At 45.1% G+C, this 16407-nt stretch carries 14 protein-coding genes; 5 read left to right on the top strand and 9 right to left on the bottom strand.

Annotation, left to right across the window (positions count from 1 at the left end):
- Positions 1-7: 7 nt before the first annotated feature.
- Genes KFE96_RS10840 through KFE96_RS10825 form a run of 4 tightly spaced genes read right to left on the bottom strand, consistent with a single transcriptional unit; the run spans position 8 to position 5141 of the window.
- Positions 8-2221 carry an RNA degradosome polyphosphate kinase gene (locus tag KFE96_RS10840; protein ID WP_255832614.1) on the bottom strand — a complete coding sequence of 738 codons (2214 nt, stop codon included), beginning with the start codon at positions 2219-2221 and terminating at the stop codon, positions 8-10.
- Positions 2222-2270: 49 nt separating this feature from the next.
- The gene (locus KFE96_RS10835; protein WP_255832613.1) at positions 2271-2942 is read right to left on the bottom strand and encodes a DnaA ATPase domain-containing protein; all 672 of its coding nucleotides are present in this window, start codon (positions 2940-2942) and stop codon (positions 2271-2273) included.
- Positions 2914-4038, bottom strand: coding sequence for an AI-2E family transporter (locus KFE96_RS10830; RefSeq protein ID WP_247018984.1), 1125 nt, complete (start codon positions 4036-4038; stop codon positions 2914-2916). Before KFE96_RS10830 ends, KFE96_RS10835 begins: the two co-directional genes overlap by 29 nt.
- A gap of 17 nt (positions 4039-4055) precedes the next feature.
- Positions 4056-5141: a DUF2066 domain-containing protein gene (locus KFE96_RS10825; protein WP_255832612.1), complete on the bottom strand. Its 1086-nt coding sequence runs from the start codon at positions 5139-5141 to the stop codon at positions 4056-4058.
- Between the two features lie 155 nt (positions 5142-5296).
- Here KFE96_RS10825 and purM point away from each other — a divergent pair, with 155 nt between their 5' ends.
- The 3 genes from purM to KFE96_RS10810 all read left to right on the top strand — a co-directional run bounded on the left by purM (position 5297) and on the right by KFE96_RS10810 (position 8093).
- Positions 5297-6400: a phosphoribosylformylglycinamidine cyclo-ligase gene (gene purM, locus KFE96_RS10820; protein ID WP_255832611.1), complete on the top strand. Its 1104-nt coding sequence runs from the start codon at positions 5297-5299 to the stop codon at positions 6398-6400.
- Between the two features lie 5 nt (positions 6401-6405).
- The gene (gene purN, locus KFE96_RS10815; RefSeq protein ID WP_255832610.1) at positions 6406-7059 is read left to right on the top strand and encodes a phosphoribosylglycinamide formyltransferase; all 654 of its coding nucleotides are present in this window, start codon (positions 6406-6408) and stop codon (positions 7057-7059) included.
- 149 nt (positions 7060-7208) lie between these two features.
- Positions 7209-8093, top strand: a complete 885-nt coding sequence (locus KFE96_RS10810; RefSeq protein ID WP_255832609.1) for a hypothetical protein — start codon at positions 7209-7211, stop codon at positions 8091-8093.
- An 89-nt stretch (positions 8094-8182) separates the two neighbouring features.
- On the opposite strand, the gene ndk is transcribed toward KFE96_RS10810, so the two are convergent.
- A complete protein-coding gene (gene ndk / locus KFE96_RS10805) occupies positions 8183-8605 on the bottom strand; it encodes a nucleoside-diphosphate kinase (RefSeq protein ID WP_255832608.1) in 423 nt (140 codons plus the stop codon).
- Between the two features lie 129 nt (positions 8606-8734).
- Here ndk and KFE96_RS10800 point away from each other — a divergent pair, with 129 nt between their 5' ends.
- Positions 8735-10627, top strand: a complete 1893-nt coding sequence (locus KFE96_RS10800; RefSeq protein WP_255832607.1) for an ABC-F family ATP-binding cassette domain-containing protein — start codon at positions 8735-8737, stop codon at positions 10625-10627.
- A 1-nt stretch (position 10628) separates the two neighbouring features.
- Here KFE96_RS10800 and KFE96_RS10795 read toward each other — a convergent pair whose 3' ends face one another.
- The 4 genes from KFE96_RS10795 to KFE96_RS10780 form a co-directional block, all read right to left on the bottom strand.
- Positions 10629-11417 carry an alpha/beta hydrolase gene (locus tag KFE96_RS10795; RefSeq protein ID WP_255832606.1) on the bottom strand — a complete coding sequence of 263 codons (789 nt, stop codon included), beginning with the start codon at positions 11415-11417 and terminating at the stop codon, positions 10629-10631.
- A gap of 79 nt (positions 11418-11496) precedes the next feature.
- Positions 11497-11949 carry a GNAT family N-acetyltransferase gene (locus KFE96_RS10790; protein ID WP_255832605.1) on the bottom strand — a complete coding sequence of 151 codons (453 nt, stop codon included), beginning with the start codon at positions 11947-11949 and terminating at the stop codon, positions 11497-11499.
- Positions 11950-11954: 5 nt separating this feature from the next.
- Positions 11955-12404 carry a DNA polymerase III subunit chi gene (locus tag KFE96_RS10785; RefSeq protein ID WP_255832604.1) on the bottom strand — a complete coding sequence of 150 codons (450 nt, stop codon included), beginning with the start codon at positions 12402-12404 and terminating at the stop codon, positions 11955-11957.
- 5 nt (positions 12405-12409) lie between these two features.
- Positions 12410-13873: a leucyl aminopeptidase gene (locus tag KFE96_RS10780; protein ID WP_255832603.1), complete on the bottom strand. Its 1464-nt coding sequence runs from the start codon at positions 13871-13873 to the stop codon at positions 12410-12412.
- A gap of 223 nt (positions 13874-14096) precedes the next feature.
- On the opposite strand from KFE96_RS10780, the gene KFE96_RS10775 reads away from it, so the two are divergent.
- Complete coding sequence (locus tag KFE96_RS10775; RefSeq protein ID WP_255832602.1) at positions 14097-16328, top strand: LPS-assembly protein LptD; 2232 nt, start codon at positions 14097-14099, stop codon at positions 16326-16328.
- Positions 16329-16407: the final 79 nt, after the last annotated feature.

The raw sequence follows: 16407 nt of genomic DNA, 5'->3' as shown, positions 1-16407 counted from the left end.
AGTCTCGTTACTCTTCATAGTCATACTGAATGAGCGGTTGAATTTCAGTACCTTCATCCAGAGCTTTACCACGCCCAGAAAGCGAAGCGTTCGTCATGAAATAGTGGTGGGCAATAAACTGTTCCTCGCCCTCTTCCACTTTATTACGTTCGAAATCACCATCTGGTAACATAGTCCAGGATTGCGCGTTATCCTTAAGATTAGCAGCCATAACCTGCCCCATAATCTGATCATGGACAGTTGGGTTTTCGATCGGGACAAGTGTTTCAACACGCCGATTAAAGTTTCTAGGCATCCAATCCGCACTGGAGATAAAGACCTTAGCTTGTCTGGAAGGAAGTCCATGACCGTTCCCAAAACAGCAGATACGGGCATGCTCAAGAAAACGGCCCACAATTGAGCGTACACGGATATTCTCGCTCAACCCCTTAATTCCAGGCCTTAACGTGCAAATTCCTCTTACGATACAATCTATCTCCACACCATTCATAGACGCTTCATAGAGTTTATCGATAATCTTTGGGTCCAATAGTGAATTTAATTTGATCCAAATTGCCCCTTTACCCCCAGACCGCGCGATTTCAATCTCGTTATCAATGAGCTCAATAAGGTGTTTTCTGATATTGAAGGGCGATAACACCAGCTTTTGAAGGTCTGTAGGCTCTACGTAACCAGTCAGGAAATTAAACATCTTGGTGGTATCCTGTGCAAGCACCGGATCAGCCGTGAAATAGGATAAATCAGTGTAGATCTTAGCTGTAATTGGATGATAATTACCGGTACCAAAGTGCATATAGCTCCTTAGTTTGCTACCTTCACGACGCACAACCATTGATATTTTGGCGTGCGTCTTAAGATCGATGAAACCGAAAACTACGTGCACACCTGCACGCTCTAAATCTCGGGCCCACTTGATGTTCTGTTCTTCATCAAACCTAGCCTTAAGCTCAACAACCGCTGTAACCTGCTTTCCTGCTTCTGCGGCTTCTATAAGAGCTGCAATGATAAGTGACTGAGAACCGGCCCGGTAAAGAGTTTGCTTGATAGCTACGACATCAGGGTCCCTTGCCGCTTGTCTAAGGAATGCGTGAACAACATCAAAAGATTCATATGGGTGATGAACAACAAAGTCCTTCGCTTTGATAGCTTTGAAAATATCACCACCAAAGTCCCGCACACGTTCCGGATAACGCGGAATATAAGGTTTAAACTTGAGCTCTGGCTTATCATCAACAATCAGCTGAGAAGTTTCATTAATGCCTAAAATACCGTCAACGACAACAACTGCACCTTCCGTTGCATCTAACCGAGAGATTACCAACGACCGGAGTTCTTCTGGCATTGCAGCATCAATCTTCAGCCTGATAACACGACCGCGTCGCCTGCGTTTAAGCGCTGTTTCAAACAACCGAACGAGATCCTCAGCTTCTTCCTCTATATCCAGATCGCTATCCCGAAGAACACGGAATACGCCGTTTCCAAGAACCCTGTATCCAGGGAACAATTGCCCCAGAAAGAGTTCTAAAATCAATTCAAGGGAAGCGAACCGAATTCCTTCTCCGCCAGGTAACCTTACAAACCGCTTCACATGCTGCGGTACAGGTAACAACGCCACCATTTCCTTATTATCGCTCTCGCGAACAAGTGATAGGGCCATGGTGAAGCCAAGGTTTGGAATAAACGGGAACGGATGCGCAGGATCAACAGCAATTGGGGTAAGAACAGGAAATACATTTTCGAGGAAATAGGTTTCCACCCAGTTCCTGTCTTCGTCTGTAATTTCTTCTTTTGAGAGCAACGAAATCTCATGCGCTCGCATTTCAACCCGCAGACTTGCCCAAACTTCCTGTTGCTTCGCCATAAGCTTGTCGGCAAGCTCATTGATCTGCTGAAGTTGCTGCTGCGGTGTTAGGCCATCATCTGATGTTACATCAACACCAGCATCGGCCTGCCCACGAAGGCCCGCCACGCGCACCATATAGAATTCATCAAGGTTATTACCTGAAATAGAAAGAAATCTAAGCCGTTCAAGAAGTGGGTGCCTAGGGTTTTCAGCTTCCTCAAGCACACGAATATTGAACATGAGCCAGCTTAGTTCGCGGTTCAGGTATCTTTCATGCTTAGGCAGAGATTTAACATAAGCGCTAATTTCCTCACGGCTCATAGCTGATGGTACAGCTTTCGCTGAATTTTCAGTATGCTTGATGTCACCATCCGCCATTTTTTACTCCTTCGCTTTAGATCAAGTGAAATGATCTAAACAGGATTTATTACATTTCTACGCCGCCGCGTTTGTCCAGACACTGCTTAGCCAGTGTCTTGGTGATCTTTCGCTTATCAGCGAGTGCCATAGAATCTAACTCTTCCACAAAAGCCATCACCGCTTGAAAAGAGCGTTCGATACGAGGCAAAATATAACGTATCACATTCATATCAACCTGTAACTGTCTGTCTGAAAACAGTTTAATTAAAAGAACCATTAAAAGTTCATCATCTGGTTCTTTAATATTGGCTACAGGTATTGTCGCCAGCCTAGATTTTAAATCCGGCAGCTCTACGTTCCAACGATTAGGCTCGAGCTCGGATGTAATAAGTAGCTTTGCGCCGATCTCTTTAATCCAGTTAAAAAGATGGAAAAATGTATCATCATCTAATCCAGCTTTATCAGCATCTTCAAAAACGATAACCGACCCTGCAGGTAATTCGCTGATAACAATATCTTCGCCAAAAAACACAGCTCCGACTTCGTGCGCCCACGCTTGAGATAGGTGGGATTTACCGGAAGCTTTAGCGCCAACAACAGCCGCCACATGGCTTGGCCATTCATCAATATTGTCTAGAAGCGAGAAAGCCTCTGCGTTTGAATCAGAAACGATGAAATCTCGCATTGCATAACTAGGCGCTATCTCTAGATCAAACGGTATCTGGCGTGCTGCTGTCACTATCTTCAGCCTTTTCTGTAGACTCTAAACTATCTTCAGCGTTATCCGCTGTCACCTCGGTGATATCATAATGATCAAGGTACCTGTCAATCCAGTAACGTACCAGAACTGCAATTGCCGCCGCTGCTGGAACTGCAATAAGTACTCCAAGGAAGCCAGCGACCTCCCCGCCAGCGAATACTGCAAACAGTACCCAAACCGGGTGTAACCCAACCCTTTCACCCACCAACCGAGGTGTTAAGAAAGAGCTTTCAACAGCTTGTACCACCACAAATACCGCAGCGACAAGGCCAACCTGTGCAGGATCAAAGCCCCACTGGCCTATTGCCATGGCTACAGCAACGATCGCGGCGAACAAAGCGCCAACAAATGGTATGAAAGACATAACCCCAGCCAACACACCAAGTACCAACGCGAACTCAAGCCCTGTTAAATACCAGCCAATGCCGTACATCACGCCCATTGTAGTACTAACCAGCAATTGGCCTCGTACAAACCCAGCAAGTACCTCATCAATTTTTACACACTGCTCTCTAATATCATCAGCCGCTGCTGGAGGTAGCCAGCTATTTAGCTTCGCAACGATCAAGTCCCAATCTCGTAGAAGATAAAAAGCAACTACGGGCGAAATCAGCGCTAAGCTGAAAATATTGAAGATCGCCAAACTGCCCTTAAGAACCCCTGTTGCACCGGCTTTTACCTGAGCCAACAATTCATCCGAATATGTTCCTAAAACGCTCTCAACATCAGTTCCGATAGGCAAACCTAAATCATCATGGAGAGACTGCAGAGTTTCGTTAATCCAAGGGCGTAGATTAGCCAAGGTTTTAGGCAATGTTTCCGCGACAGCCCCGATTTGAGATTGCAAAATCGGCCACATAGCCAAAATAACTGCGACAATAATCAAAAAGAATAAGAAGATAACAAGTGCGGCAGCGGCTCCTCTTGGAACATTTCGTTCTTCAAGAACATCTGCTACTGGATCAAGAAAATAGGCGATGGCCAAGCCCGCCATAAACGGCAACAGTACCCCCCATGTTAGATACGCAAATAACCCAACTACTGCGGCTGAAGCTATTAAAACCCACCTATTCATAAATCCCCCTATAAGATTCAGTTTCTAGCTTTAAGCAATCGCTCTTCGCCGTATTCTTCCAGGTTCAATCCTGCAAACCTTAGTGCGACCACTAATTGATCTTCTCTGCCAGTATAAAGAAAAGAAATCCGACTAAAAGGTAATCCAACTTCATCAATCTTTACATTTTGAACAAGTGTAACATCGGCCAGCTTTTTTTCTACCTCAACCAAACTTTCAAGGGATGTAGTTTCGAGAAGAACTTCCATTGAACCGCCTTGCCCGGTATCAACAAGCAGTTGGGAGCGCCAAACACTATCAATCTGCTCCAGTACCTCTTCAAACATTGTTTCTTGAGCTTCAATTGATGTCGCAGCCTTAATATTTCCATCACCGACAAGATTATCATCCGATAACTTAAACTTATAAGACAACGATGAAGACTGAGCATTCCAAGTCGAGTGAACAAACAAAACAGAAGGTAAATTATAGAAAGCGAGTAAACGGTCACGCTTGCTTAAATCCAGCTCTTTAACTTCCTCATAAGAAACCAAGGCTCGCTCTCTCAGCCCGCCTACAGGAAAGGTGTAGTTCCGAATTCTATTGATCCAGTCTACTTGATCAATAGCAGCATCACTTGATGTGTTTCTTTGCCAAAGGTATTCATTCACACCTTCTTCATAGGCGTAGAAAACTACTAAACCGCGGCCCACGCTCAAAACATGAGGTACGTGATAACGCGCAAGGAACTGACTAACGAGAGCAGGTTCAAATCGTACGTTCAGCGTTGCAGTATATCTTCGGGAGGATGAGCTTTCTTCCACGATCTCCAAGCCACTTATTAGGGATTGCTTCTCAGCAATACTGATTTCAGGTAAAATGGCCCGGCCTTCGGGCTGTGTAACCTTCAACAGCAATTTATCAAACGCTTCAAGTTCCGCTTTAGCAAGTGCTGTTCTTTGAGCTTCGCTGGCTCGGCGTGCAGTTTCATCCACTTTAATGGCTTTAATAGTAAAAAGGCGATCAAGCGATTCTGTTGTTTGAGCCAATGAAGAATGACCAAAACTCAAAACACTCACAAAACATAGTGTCATTACTGCACTTATACGGAATAAAACCTTCATATTTCTCAACAGCTTGCGTATTCGCACTTTCATTAATAAATTTGCCTCACTATAACGCCCTCAAACGTATTTGCGAGAACAAATGTACACCACCACTTCGCATATGTTCTGGCATGCTAATGGGCCGACTTTAGGGCAACGAACAGGGGTGTTCCGTGTCGAACGACAATCAATCTTACACATACCGAGACGCTGGCGTTGATATTGATGCTGGTGAAGCACTTGTAGAAAACATCAAACCACTTGCTGCCAGCACACGCAGATCTGGCGCCGATGCCGATCTAGGAGGCTTTGGGGGCCTTTTTGACTTGAAAGCTGCAGGTTTCACCGACCCTATATTGGTTGCGGCCAACGACGGTGTGGGTACCAAGCTAAAAGTAGCAATCGATGCCGGGAAACATGATACAGTTGGGATCGATCTTGTAGCAATGTGCGTAAATGATCTCGTTGTTCAAGGCGCTGAACCACTCTTGTTTCTTGATTATATGGCAACAGGTAATCTAGACGTTGCACAAATGACAGATGTTGTAGCGGGTATCGCTGAAGGGTGTCGTCAATCTGGTTGTGCCCTTATTGGTGGTGAAACCGCGGAAATGCCAGGCATGTACCAAGGGGCGGATTATGATCTCGCCGGCTTCAGCGTTGGAGCGGCAGAGCGTGGTACCCTTCTTGACGGTTCTACTGTTACAGAAGGCGACGTTTTGCTCGGTTTAGCGTCGAATGGCACGCATTCAAACGGCTACAGCCTTATCCGCCGTATCGTAGGCGACAAAGGCTATAATTATTCAGATAAAGCCCCGTTTGATGATTGTTCGCTTGGCGAAGCACTCCTTGCCCCAACAAAGATTTATGTAAAAAGCACCCTTGCCGCAACAAAGGCTGGCTATGTAAAAGCCCTTTCCCATATTACTGGCGGTGGCTTCTTGGAGAACATTCCACGCGTAATGCCAAAAGATACCATCGCTGAAGTAGATAGTAGCGTTTGGGAATTGCCTGGTATTTTCGGTTGGCTACAACAGGAAGGTAATATCGAAACCAGAGAGATGGCCCGCACATTTAACTGCGGTATTGGTATGGTTGTTGTAGTTGCCGCCGAAAATGTTGCAGCAACAAAAGCGCTTCTCGAAAAGCACGGCGAAACGGTTTACGAAATCGGCAAGATTACAAGCGGCGAAGGCAAACCCAAATGTCGTGTAACAGGTAAAGCAAATTCCTGGGGCTCTGATACTGATTGGTCCGCAATCACTGGTGAGGAGTAACACCTGTGGCAAAACTTAAATTAGGTGTAATGATCTCAGGTAGCGGCACCAATTTACAGGCCATTATTGATGCTTGCGCTGAAGTTGATTACCCTGCTGAAATACAGGTCGTTATATCAAATCGTCCAGAGGCCAAAGGCCTGGAGCGTGCTGAAAAAGCAGGGATCAAAGCAATTTGCATTGATCATAAAGAATTTGAAACTCGAGAGGCATTTGAAGACGCCGTTCATGATTGCTTGAAAGAGCATAATGTAGAACTTGTCTGCCTTGCGGGCTTTATGCGCATCTTAAATTCGGATTTTGTAAACCGCTGGCGTGATCGCATGATCAACATCCACCCTTCTCTACTCCCTTCATATAAGGGCCTTCATACCCATACTCGGGCTATTGAAGATGGTGTGCGCTTTGGCGGTTGCACGATCCATTTTGTGCGACCAGAAATGGATAATGGCCCAATCCTAATGCAAGCTGCCATTCCAATTGCATATGATGAAACACCAGAAAGCCTTGCTGCTAAAACGTTGGTTTATGAACATAAAATGTATCCAGCAGCTATCCGAATGATCGCCGAAGGTAAAGCTCGGGTATCTGGTAACAAGGTAGCATTTAATGGCATAGACTCGGGCGATATTGGTATCATCAGTCCGCTGCCTGAATAAAAAGTATCTCTTTAAGGCTGTGTTCCTCACAGCCTTAAATTCCAAAATTCACACTAAACTCTTAAAGATCAACCGAAAGATACGGTTGTACACCTAAAAATATAATCATGATAATTTAAAGGCCTCATATTAAATTGGAGGTTCTTTAAATGCGTATTTTTTTAGCAAGTTTTCTTACTCTATTTTTCCTGTATCAAGGCACGCCTTCCGCATCTGACAAACAGGACATTATCTCTATTGGCCAATCAGGCGCTGGAGATTACTCGGTGGGCTCACTCAGTTGGCAATTTGCATACCCCAATAATGGATTTACCTATGTAGGTACCAACAAAGATTTAAATGAGTGCACTATATTGCCTGCAGCTGTACTCTCTTACCCTATAGCTTATCCAAGTAGCCTGAAAAGTCGGGGCGACGGCGCAGGTATTCTAGATTTCTCTAACACAGGCAATGCTTTTCCATTCTTAAAAGCTGAAATGCTCTCAGTGCGGAACATTTTTCCAAATGCGGATATCGTCATTAACTTTGGCGGAATGCAGCTTGTAGCAAATTCCACTCATGTAAACAGCAGTGGTCATCTAGCATCTGATTACACTCCAATGACATCATCTGATCTCGATCTATTTCTCATTGGTGTTGGACCAACTCCAATACTGTTAGCAAAAACTCCTATGAATAATGGTGTTCTCGCCTACGACTTTGGCGATGCTAATTCTTGTTTTGAAGAACAATTGGTGTTTCAAACCCACGGTACAGGCTTTCAACTTACACCTCTGGTAAATCTAACAACAATGCCTTCAGGTTTAACACTGGATGCACAAGCGACTGTAGAAGATTTAAGAGATGCCATTGAAACTGATACCACAGGAAAAAACCTCTCCTACTGTCTAAAAATGCCTACACCAACTACTTATTGGCCAATCAACTTTGATGTAAAGGTGCCGCTTAACGTGGATTGGGGACTTCACACTGCAGAAGCTTATATCACCACAGATGCAAATGGATGTGGTTCATCATTTGATGACTTTAGGTAATTCATAAAAAAGGGCTACCCAACCGGATAGCCCTTTCATGCGGAATAGACCGCGTGCCTAATAGCTCTTAGACAAACTTTTTTGGCTGATTAGCCAACGATCTCGTTACCAGAGAAGAACTGAGCGATTTCGATCGCTGCATTTTCTTCACTGTCAGAACCGTGTACAGAGTTTTCGCCAATTGAAAGAGCGAATTCTTTACGTACAGTACCTTCAGCAGCTTCTTCAGGGTTTGTTGCACCCATCACTTCACGGTGTGCAAGAACAGCATTTTCACCTTCAAGAACTTGAACAACAACAGGTGCTGATGTCATGAACTCAACAAGCTCACCAAAGAATGGACGCTCAGAGTGAACAGCGTAAAATGTCTCAGCTTGTGCTTGGGTCATTTGGATACGCTTTTGACCTACGATGCGTAGTCCAGCTTTTTCGAAGATCGCGTTGATAGCGCCAGTTAGGTTACGATTTGTCGCGTCAGGTTTAATGATAGAAAATGTTCTTTGCACAGCCATGTGACTATCCCTTCAAGAAGGTTGGGTTAAAACTTTGATTCGCGCGCCTTATACCAACCTTGCCCATAATAGCAAAGAGTTTATATTCCTTCGTTGCAGCGAACCAAACGGTGTGATACTTCCCCGCTCATGCTTCATATTAATGACATCACATATCGAATTGGTGACCGTGTGCTTTTCGAGCAGGCAACGGTAGGTATTCCTGCGGGCCATAAGGTTGGTTTTGTTGGCCGAAATGGTGCTGGAAAATCAACACTTCTGAAGATGATCCTTGGCGAAATTGGCCCAGAAACCGGTGAGATTAAAGTTCGTCCACGTGCAACAGTTGGCCATGTAGGCCAAGAGGCACCGGGTGGTCCTCAATCACTTTTGGAAACAGTCCTTGCCTCCAATAAAGAATTAACCACTTTAAATGCGGAAGCAGAAACGGCAACAGATCCGAACCGTATTGCTGAAATTCACACCCGTCTAGCAGATATCGAAGCACATTCTGCCGAAAGTCGCGCCGCAACGATTCTTGCAGGCCTGGGCTTTGATGAAGAAGCCCAAATGCGCCCTTGCTCCAGCTATTCAGGCGGTTGGCGCATGCGTGTTGCCCTCGCTTGTGTGCTTTTTAACAGGCCAGACCTGCTACTACTTGATGAACCAACAAACTATCTGGACCTTGAGGGTGTGATGTGGCTTGAGAACTTCCTCAAGACCTACCCATATACAGTAGTAATCGTAAGCCATGATAGAGACCTTTTAAATAAGGCTGTCACTCACATTGTTCACCTTGAGAACCAGAAGCTGAATATCTACACAGGTGGGTATGACCGTTTCGAAGAGTTGCGCCGCATTAATATGGAACGCCAAATGGCGCTTAAATCCAAACAGGAGGCAGAGCGTAGGCATATTCAAAGCTTTGTAGACCGTTTTAAAGCCAAAGCCAGCAAGGCAAAGCAGGCGCAGAGCCGCATCAAAGCTCTTGAGCGCATGCAGCCTATTGCGACCATGGTTGAAGAACATACTGTCCCTTTTAAGTTTCCAAAGCCTGACCCACTTTCTTCACCTCTGATTGCTGTAGAGGAAGCAAGCGTTGGCTATGAAGAAAATAAGCCAATTCTCAAAAAACTCGACCTCCGGGTTGATATGGATGATCGCATCGCACTCTTGGGCGCAAATGGTAACGGTAAATCCACGTTCGCTAAACTGGTGGCGGATAAACTGAAACCCATGATAGGTAAGGTAAAACGCCCTCGTACGCTGGGTATTGGCTATTTTGCACAACACCAGCTTGATGAGCTTATCCCCAAAAACAGCCCGCTTGATCACCTGAAAAAGCTCATGCCCGATACCATCGAAGCAAAGGTCCGGGCACGCCTCGGAGGGTTTGGATTTGGTATTGATAAAGCTGATCGCCCGGTTGAAAGCTTATCAGGGGGTGAAAAAGCCCGGCTTATGTTCGCCCTTGCAACTTTTGAAAAGCCACAACTTCTCATTCTTGATGAACCAACAAACCATTTGGATATCGATAGCCGCGAAGCGCTTATTCATGCCATCAACGATTATGATGGGGCTGTGCTCCTTATTAGCCATGACCGCCACTTGGTAGAGGCCTGTGTGGACCGCCTTTGGCTTGTTGAAGATGGTGACGTGAAGCGTTTTGAAGGCGATCTCGAAGATTACAAACAGCATCTGCTTAAGCTCCGTGCTGGTGAACGCGCAGAGAAGCGCGGAGAAAAACAAGCCGATACCAGAAAGGCAGCGCGCCAAAACGCAGCCGAGGCAAGAAGAAAACTCGCCCCCTTCCGCCGCGCAGTGGAAAAAGCCGAGACGCAGCTAGAAAAGTTGAGTGATCAAAAAGCTGTACTTGATAAAAAACTGGCAGACCCCAAACTATATGAAACTGGGAATGAAAATAAAGTTGCCGACTTAAGCCTGAAAGCTTCTGAGCTTGAAAAAAAGATTGAACAGGCTGAAACAGCGTGGATGGAAGCAGAAGAAACTTACGCGGAAAAACAAGGTGAATTAGACGTTTAGCCTACCACCTATTCCGAATATCTGAGAGTACTTCATCCCGCGTGAGTAGATCGTAATGAGTGCCACCTCTTATAGTTAGGAAATTATCATTATGATCAAGGACTTCTCTAAGCGCTGCGCCTGAAGCATATGGTACAACTCGATCATTGGTTCCGTGGTAAATTATTACCTGCCCCACAGCTTGCTTTAATTTTTCATAAGACCTTAATGGATAACGCGTTAGGAATGAAGGAAGAAGCGGGTAACGGTGCACTGCAATATCCTCAATAGATTTCATCGGCGCAAGTAATATGGTGTGAGCCACCTGCTTCACTGCAGCAACATGACTTGCGAACGTGGTTCCTAGCGAATACCCCACTACTCGTACATTATTATCGCCGTACCGCTCAGATGCCCAATCGTACCAACGTTCAGCATCCTGAAGCAGAACTTTTTCAGAAAGGGGGCCAACACTCTTACCTGATCCTCGATAGTCCATAGCAATTACATCATAACCTAACCGCATGAAAACATGTGCCTGCCGCTCTGAAAAACTTATGTTTCCAAAGTTCCCTTTAAAATACAAAACCACCCCTCTTGCATCTGAAATGTTTTTGAACAAAACACCATGTAACCTGCCTTTTTCATGAGGCAGCCATATATCTTCTGCAGGGGTGGAGAATGCGTAATCGTACCCTTCCTCAACGGGCACTGGATGAAAGATAAGGTCTTCCTGATACCAATACATATAGGAAGCTATAGCGATATAGGTAAAGGCTACTAAGCCTAGAAAACGAGCAACAGCACGCACGGGATTTTCCTTTATTCTTTTTATTACATCCCTCTGAGCCTGAGATTAAGAATAAAGGAAATTGGTAAAAAAAGGGTAATTAATCGTTTTTGTAGATATCTGGCCGCACGATTTCCATCAGTCGTTCATCAGTTTTACTGATCTTGGAGAAACCAAACTTTTCATAAAGGCCGTGCGCATCAGAGGTCGCCAGCATCATTCTTCTTAACTCCTGAAGGTTTGGGTGCGCCATTATAATTTCCATCAACCACTCACCCAGCCCTTTACCTCTATGGTCAGGGTCCATATATACATCAGCTAGATATGCAAAGGTTGCTCTGTCTGTAATCATTCGAGCAATGCCTACGAGGTTCCCGCTCGCCTCAAACACACCAAAGGCCAGCGAATTGCTGAAACCACGGTCCATAACCTCAAATGGAACACCAGTTGACCAATAAGCGTCTTCGCTGAGCCACTTGATCATCTTGGATGTATCAAACTCGGAATAATCTGTTGAAATATAATAAGATAACTCTGGATGTTTATATTGCATAATAATCAGGCTTTTTGTTCCCAGCCGCCATTTTCCCGTTGCTGCCAATAAGACATTTCTAGCCCAAGTTCCTTATATGCCTTCCAGTCGGTTCGCGCCTGAGACACAATCACTTCATCCCTGCCATCAAACATATAAAGACAACGATCAAACTTCTCGATCTCCTCATACGAAGCTGCGTTAATCAGTACTAAAGCATTTGCATCATTTGGGTTTTCATCAGTTGCGGTAAGGAAAACTGGCTGTTCCGCCGGATGTTTACAGCCATCCTTGTCATGCGGAATAAAACTGTTCGCATCATATGTCCAAAGCGCTTTATCAAGCGTATCAATAAGCGCTTTGTTTTCAGCTTTGATAATCGCGCGGAGACCAGCCTGATGGACTTTCTCCATCAGCTTTGGCAGTGCCTCTTCGAGGCCCTGCCTTTGTAAATGGTAAAATCTAATCTCCGCCACTTAATTTAGCTTTCGTAGTTATCTGCTACGAAACGGTCTAGAAGGCGAACACCAAAGCCTGTCCCGCCTTTCGCGCTTAGAGGCATATCTTTTTCAGACCATACGGTACCGGCGATATCAATGTGCACCCAAGGTACATCATTGGTGAAACGCTTGAGGAACTGCGCTGCAGTAATGGAACCAGCTGCACGGCCACCGATATTTTTCATATCTGCGATATCACAGTTGATCATCTTGTCATAGTTTTCATGGATTGGCATACGCCAAACTTTGTCACCTGTCTGGCTTCCTGCCGCAGAAAGCTGCATAGAAAGTTCGTCACTGTCAGAGAAGATACCCGCATACTCATTACCTAGCGAAATAATGATTGCACCAGTGAGTGTTGCAAGGTCGATAATGAACTTCGGCTTATATTTATCCTGCGTATACCAGATAGCATCACAAAGAACGAGGCGCCCTTCTGCATCTGTGTTTAGGATTTCAATAGTCTGACCAGACATGCTTGTAACAACGTCGCCTGGGCGCTGTGCATTGCCAGACGGCATATTTTCAACCAAACCAACGGCAGCAACGATATTTGCTTTTGCTTTACGACCAGCGAGAGCTTTCATCAGGCCTACAACGGTTCCCGCGCCGCCCATGTCCCATTTCATCTGCTCCATACCCTCGCCCGGTTTAAGCGAGATGCCACCAGTATCAAATGTTACGCCTTTACCAACGAATGCGAGAGGCTGATCGCCCTCGTTACCGCCATTCCAGCGCATGATAACGAGCTTACTCTCTTTATCAGAACCTTGGCCAACACCCAGAAGTGCATTCATACCCAATTCAGCCATTTCAGCTTCACCAAGCACTTCCACTTCCACACCAAGATCGCTCAAGCTTGTGATTTCATCGGCGAAGCTTTCTGGGTGTAGAATGTTTGCTGGTTCTGAAACCAGATCACGTGTCATAAACACGCCATCAATCACTCGTTCACGTTCCAAGAAAGCCTCAGCAGCTGCATCAGGATTTCCTGTCGCAACAATAATAGTCTTAAGTGTTGGCTTTTTGCTTTCAGGTTCTTTGGTTCGGTATTTATCAAAGCGGTAAGAACGGAGAAGCGCACCTTCAGCAATTGCTACTGCGTCATCATCCGACGCAATCACAGTTGCGGTTTCTGATCCACTATTAAGAAGTGTTGATACAACAGTTGCCCCTGTCGTTAGGCCTGAGTAATTAGAATCAATCCCTTTATCTCCAAGACCAAGCAGCACAACGCGCTCAACTGCCAGCCCGGCAGGAGCTATGATCTCTTTAACCTGCCCTGCGGCACCCGTAAAATTGGATACATCCTTTGCCTTCGAAAGCGCGCCTGACACAGCATTATCTGCTTCTGCAGCAAGACCAGTGAATGGAGCATCTTTTTCAACCAAAATTACAAGTGCACCATTTTCAGGTAGTGCTAATTTATCAAATGAAACCTTCATGGGATTCCTCTTTTATTATCTGTGCGAGACGAGACAATCTCATTGCCCTTTAGTGCATTATTTGCCTCTATTTTTCGATCTTGGCAAGCTCTGCCCCTCGAAAAAGCCATAATTCCATATGACAAAGCGTGAGTTTTTATCCATCATTGGTTTTTGCGCGTTGCGGTTCAGGCTCTTTGCGTCTATCAAAACCTCAACAATAAAATGATGCACAGGGTTATTTATGTCATTGGTTTCACAGTCAGCGCTTTTGATTGCTTTGGCAGCCTCCAGTCCAGTTTATGCTGCAGAGGTTAAAGTCCAAGAGGTTACTGAAGAAAAGAAGATCGACTTCGCCGCAGATCAACTTACTTACAACCAAGACACAGGTGTTGTGCGAGCGATTGGGCACGTCCTTATCCAACGCGACGGATATACCCTTACTGCAGGGGAAGTTGTTTATAACGAGAAAACAGGTATCGGCCATGCATATGGCGCTGTTACCTTGACCTCACCTAATGGTGATCGTGTTTTCGCTCCTCAGATGGAACTTCAGGATTCCCTTCAAAAAGCTTTTGTAGAAGATATCCGGCTTTTAATGGCGGACGGCGCGCAGGTTCGAGCAGTTTCGGGAACCAAAGATGATACAAGCGGACAAACTGTTCTTAAGAGAGCTGTTTATAGCCCTTGTAAGATTTGTTTAGAATCCGAAGAAAAGCCAGAGGCGCCCTTATGGCAAATCAAAGCAGTAAAAGTAGTTCATGATAAAGAAAAGAAGCGGCTTTATTATGAAGATGCAATTCTGGAAGTATTTGGGCTACCTATTCTTTGGACACCCTATTTTTCACACCCTGACCCCACAGTCGATAAAGCAAGTGGTGTTTTACCGCTCGACATCCAAACTACGCGAAATTTGGGTTTCTATATAGGTGTACCCTACTATCATGTATTTAATGATAGTCAGGACATCACGGTTAAACCTATTTACACAACACGTGAAGGCTTCGTTCTACAGTCCGAATATCGTCATCATCTTAGAAACGGTAGATATTCTATTGGTGGCAGTATCACTCGAGGCAGTATTGCCCGTACAGGAAATGAAGACCTCACCGATCCACTTAACACCAGAAAAGAGTTTCGAGGACATATCGCAGCGGACGGCAGTTATAACCATACAAAAAACTGGCGTTCTTCCCTCAAGGTTAACTGGGCATCAGATGATACTTACCTAAGAAGATATGATATCTCAGATGCTGATACCTTAACCAGTGAGTATCTATTAGAGGGTTTCTTTGGGCGCTCATACATATCTAGCCGCGCTCTGGCTTTCCAGGGACTGCGCATCGAAGATGTCGCTGGTTTAACAGGACATGCACTGCCTCTAATAGACGCAGAATATGTAGCCCCTTTTAAACCTTTGGGAGGTACTTTAAGCGTACAAGGAAATGCCCTGGCTCTGCATAGAACAGACGGCCTTGATACTCAGCGCCTTTCGCTTTCAGCAAAATGGGAAAAACGCTGGGTAACGCCAAAAGGTTTTATTTTTGACACAGAAGCGCTCGTACGGTCTGATTTATATAATGTAGACGATGTAGCTCAACCTGATGAAGCCGAATTCGCAGGTAACTTTGGGGCATCTTCAAGCGAGTGGCGCAATCTAGCGCGCGTAACCGGCACAGTTAGTTGGCCACTTGTTAAACACAGTGGTGATAGTACGCAAACTCTAGAACCGATCTTAGAAGTCACTCTATCTCCTCGCAGAGGCACACCAAACAGCATCGTAAATGAGGATAGCCGAGCTTTTGAGCTTAATGACCTAAATCTATTTTCATCAGACCGTACATCAGGTTTTGACCTCTGGGAGGAAGGAAGCCGAGTTACCTATGGCCTCAAGTGGCGCTATGAAACAGGCGATTTAAGTACTGATATTGTTCTTGGTCAAAGCTTAAGGATAGACAGTACCGACGTGGTATTGGCGGATGGAGCAGGTCTGGAAGGTGACAGCTCAGATATCGTTGGTCGAACTAATATCAATTACAAGGGTTGGATTGACCTTGAGCATCGGTATCGATTGGATGATAAGAGTTTTTCATTTAGAAGAAATGAAATTGATGTAACCTTCGGTAATGAAAATGCTTCACTTCGGGTTGGGTACTTGAAGCTCAACCGGGAATTGACATCCCTGAACCGGGAAGACCGAGAAGAAGTCAGAGCAAGTGGCTTCTATAACTTCAATACAAACTGGAAATTGACCGGCAGTTTTTCTCGCCGCCTTAAAGGTGCCGAAATTCCAGATAGAATTACAAATGAACTTATTGATGAAGGAAGTGGCAATCTTGAGTATAGCCTTGGTGTAGAATATCAGAATGAATGTATTCAACTTGGCTTACGGTGGAGAGAAACGTTCACCAGAGACAGAGATATTGAACCAGGAACGTCAATTATGTTTCGGATAAAATTGATTAATTTAGGGTAGTGTCTTGTCACAAAAGGCGCTAAAACGCTTTAAACAGATTTAAACTGATCAATCGCAGTAACAGTTGGGCAATATTAGA

Source organism: Kordiimonas sp. SCSIO 12603 (assembly GCF_024398035.1).
Classification (GTDB): domain Bacteria; phylum Pseudomonadota; class Alphaproteobacteria; order Sphingomonadales; family Kordiimonadaceae; genus Kordiimonas.
Note: the sequence above shows the minus strand (reverse complement) of the source record. Positions and strands in the feature narration are given on the sequence as shown.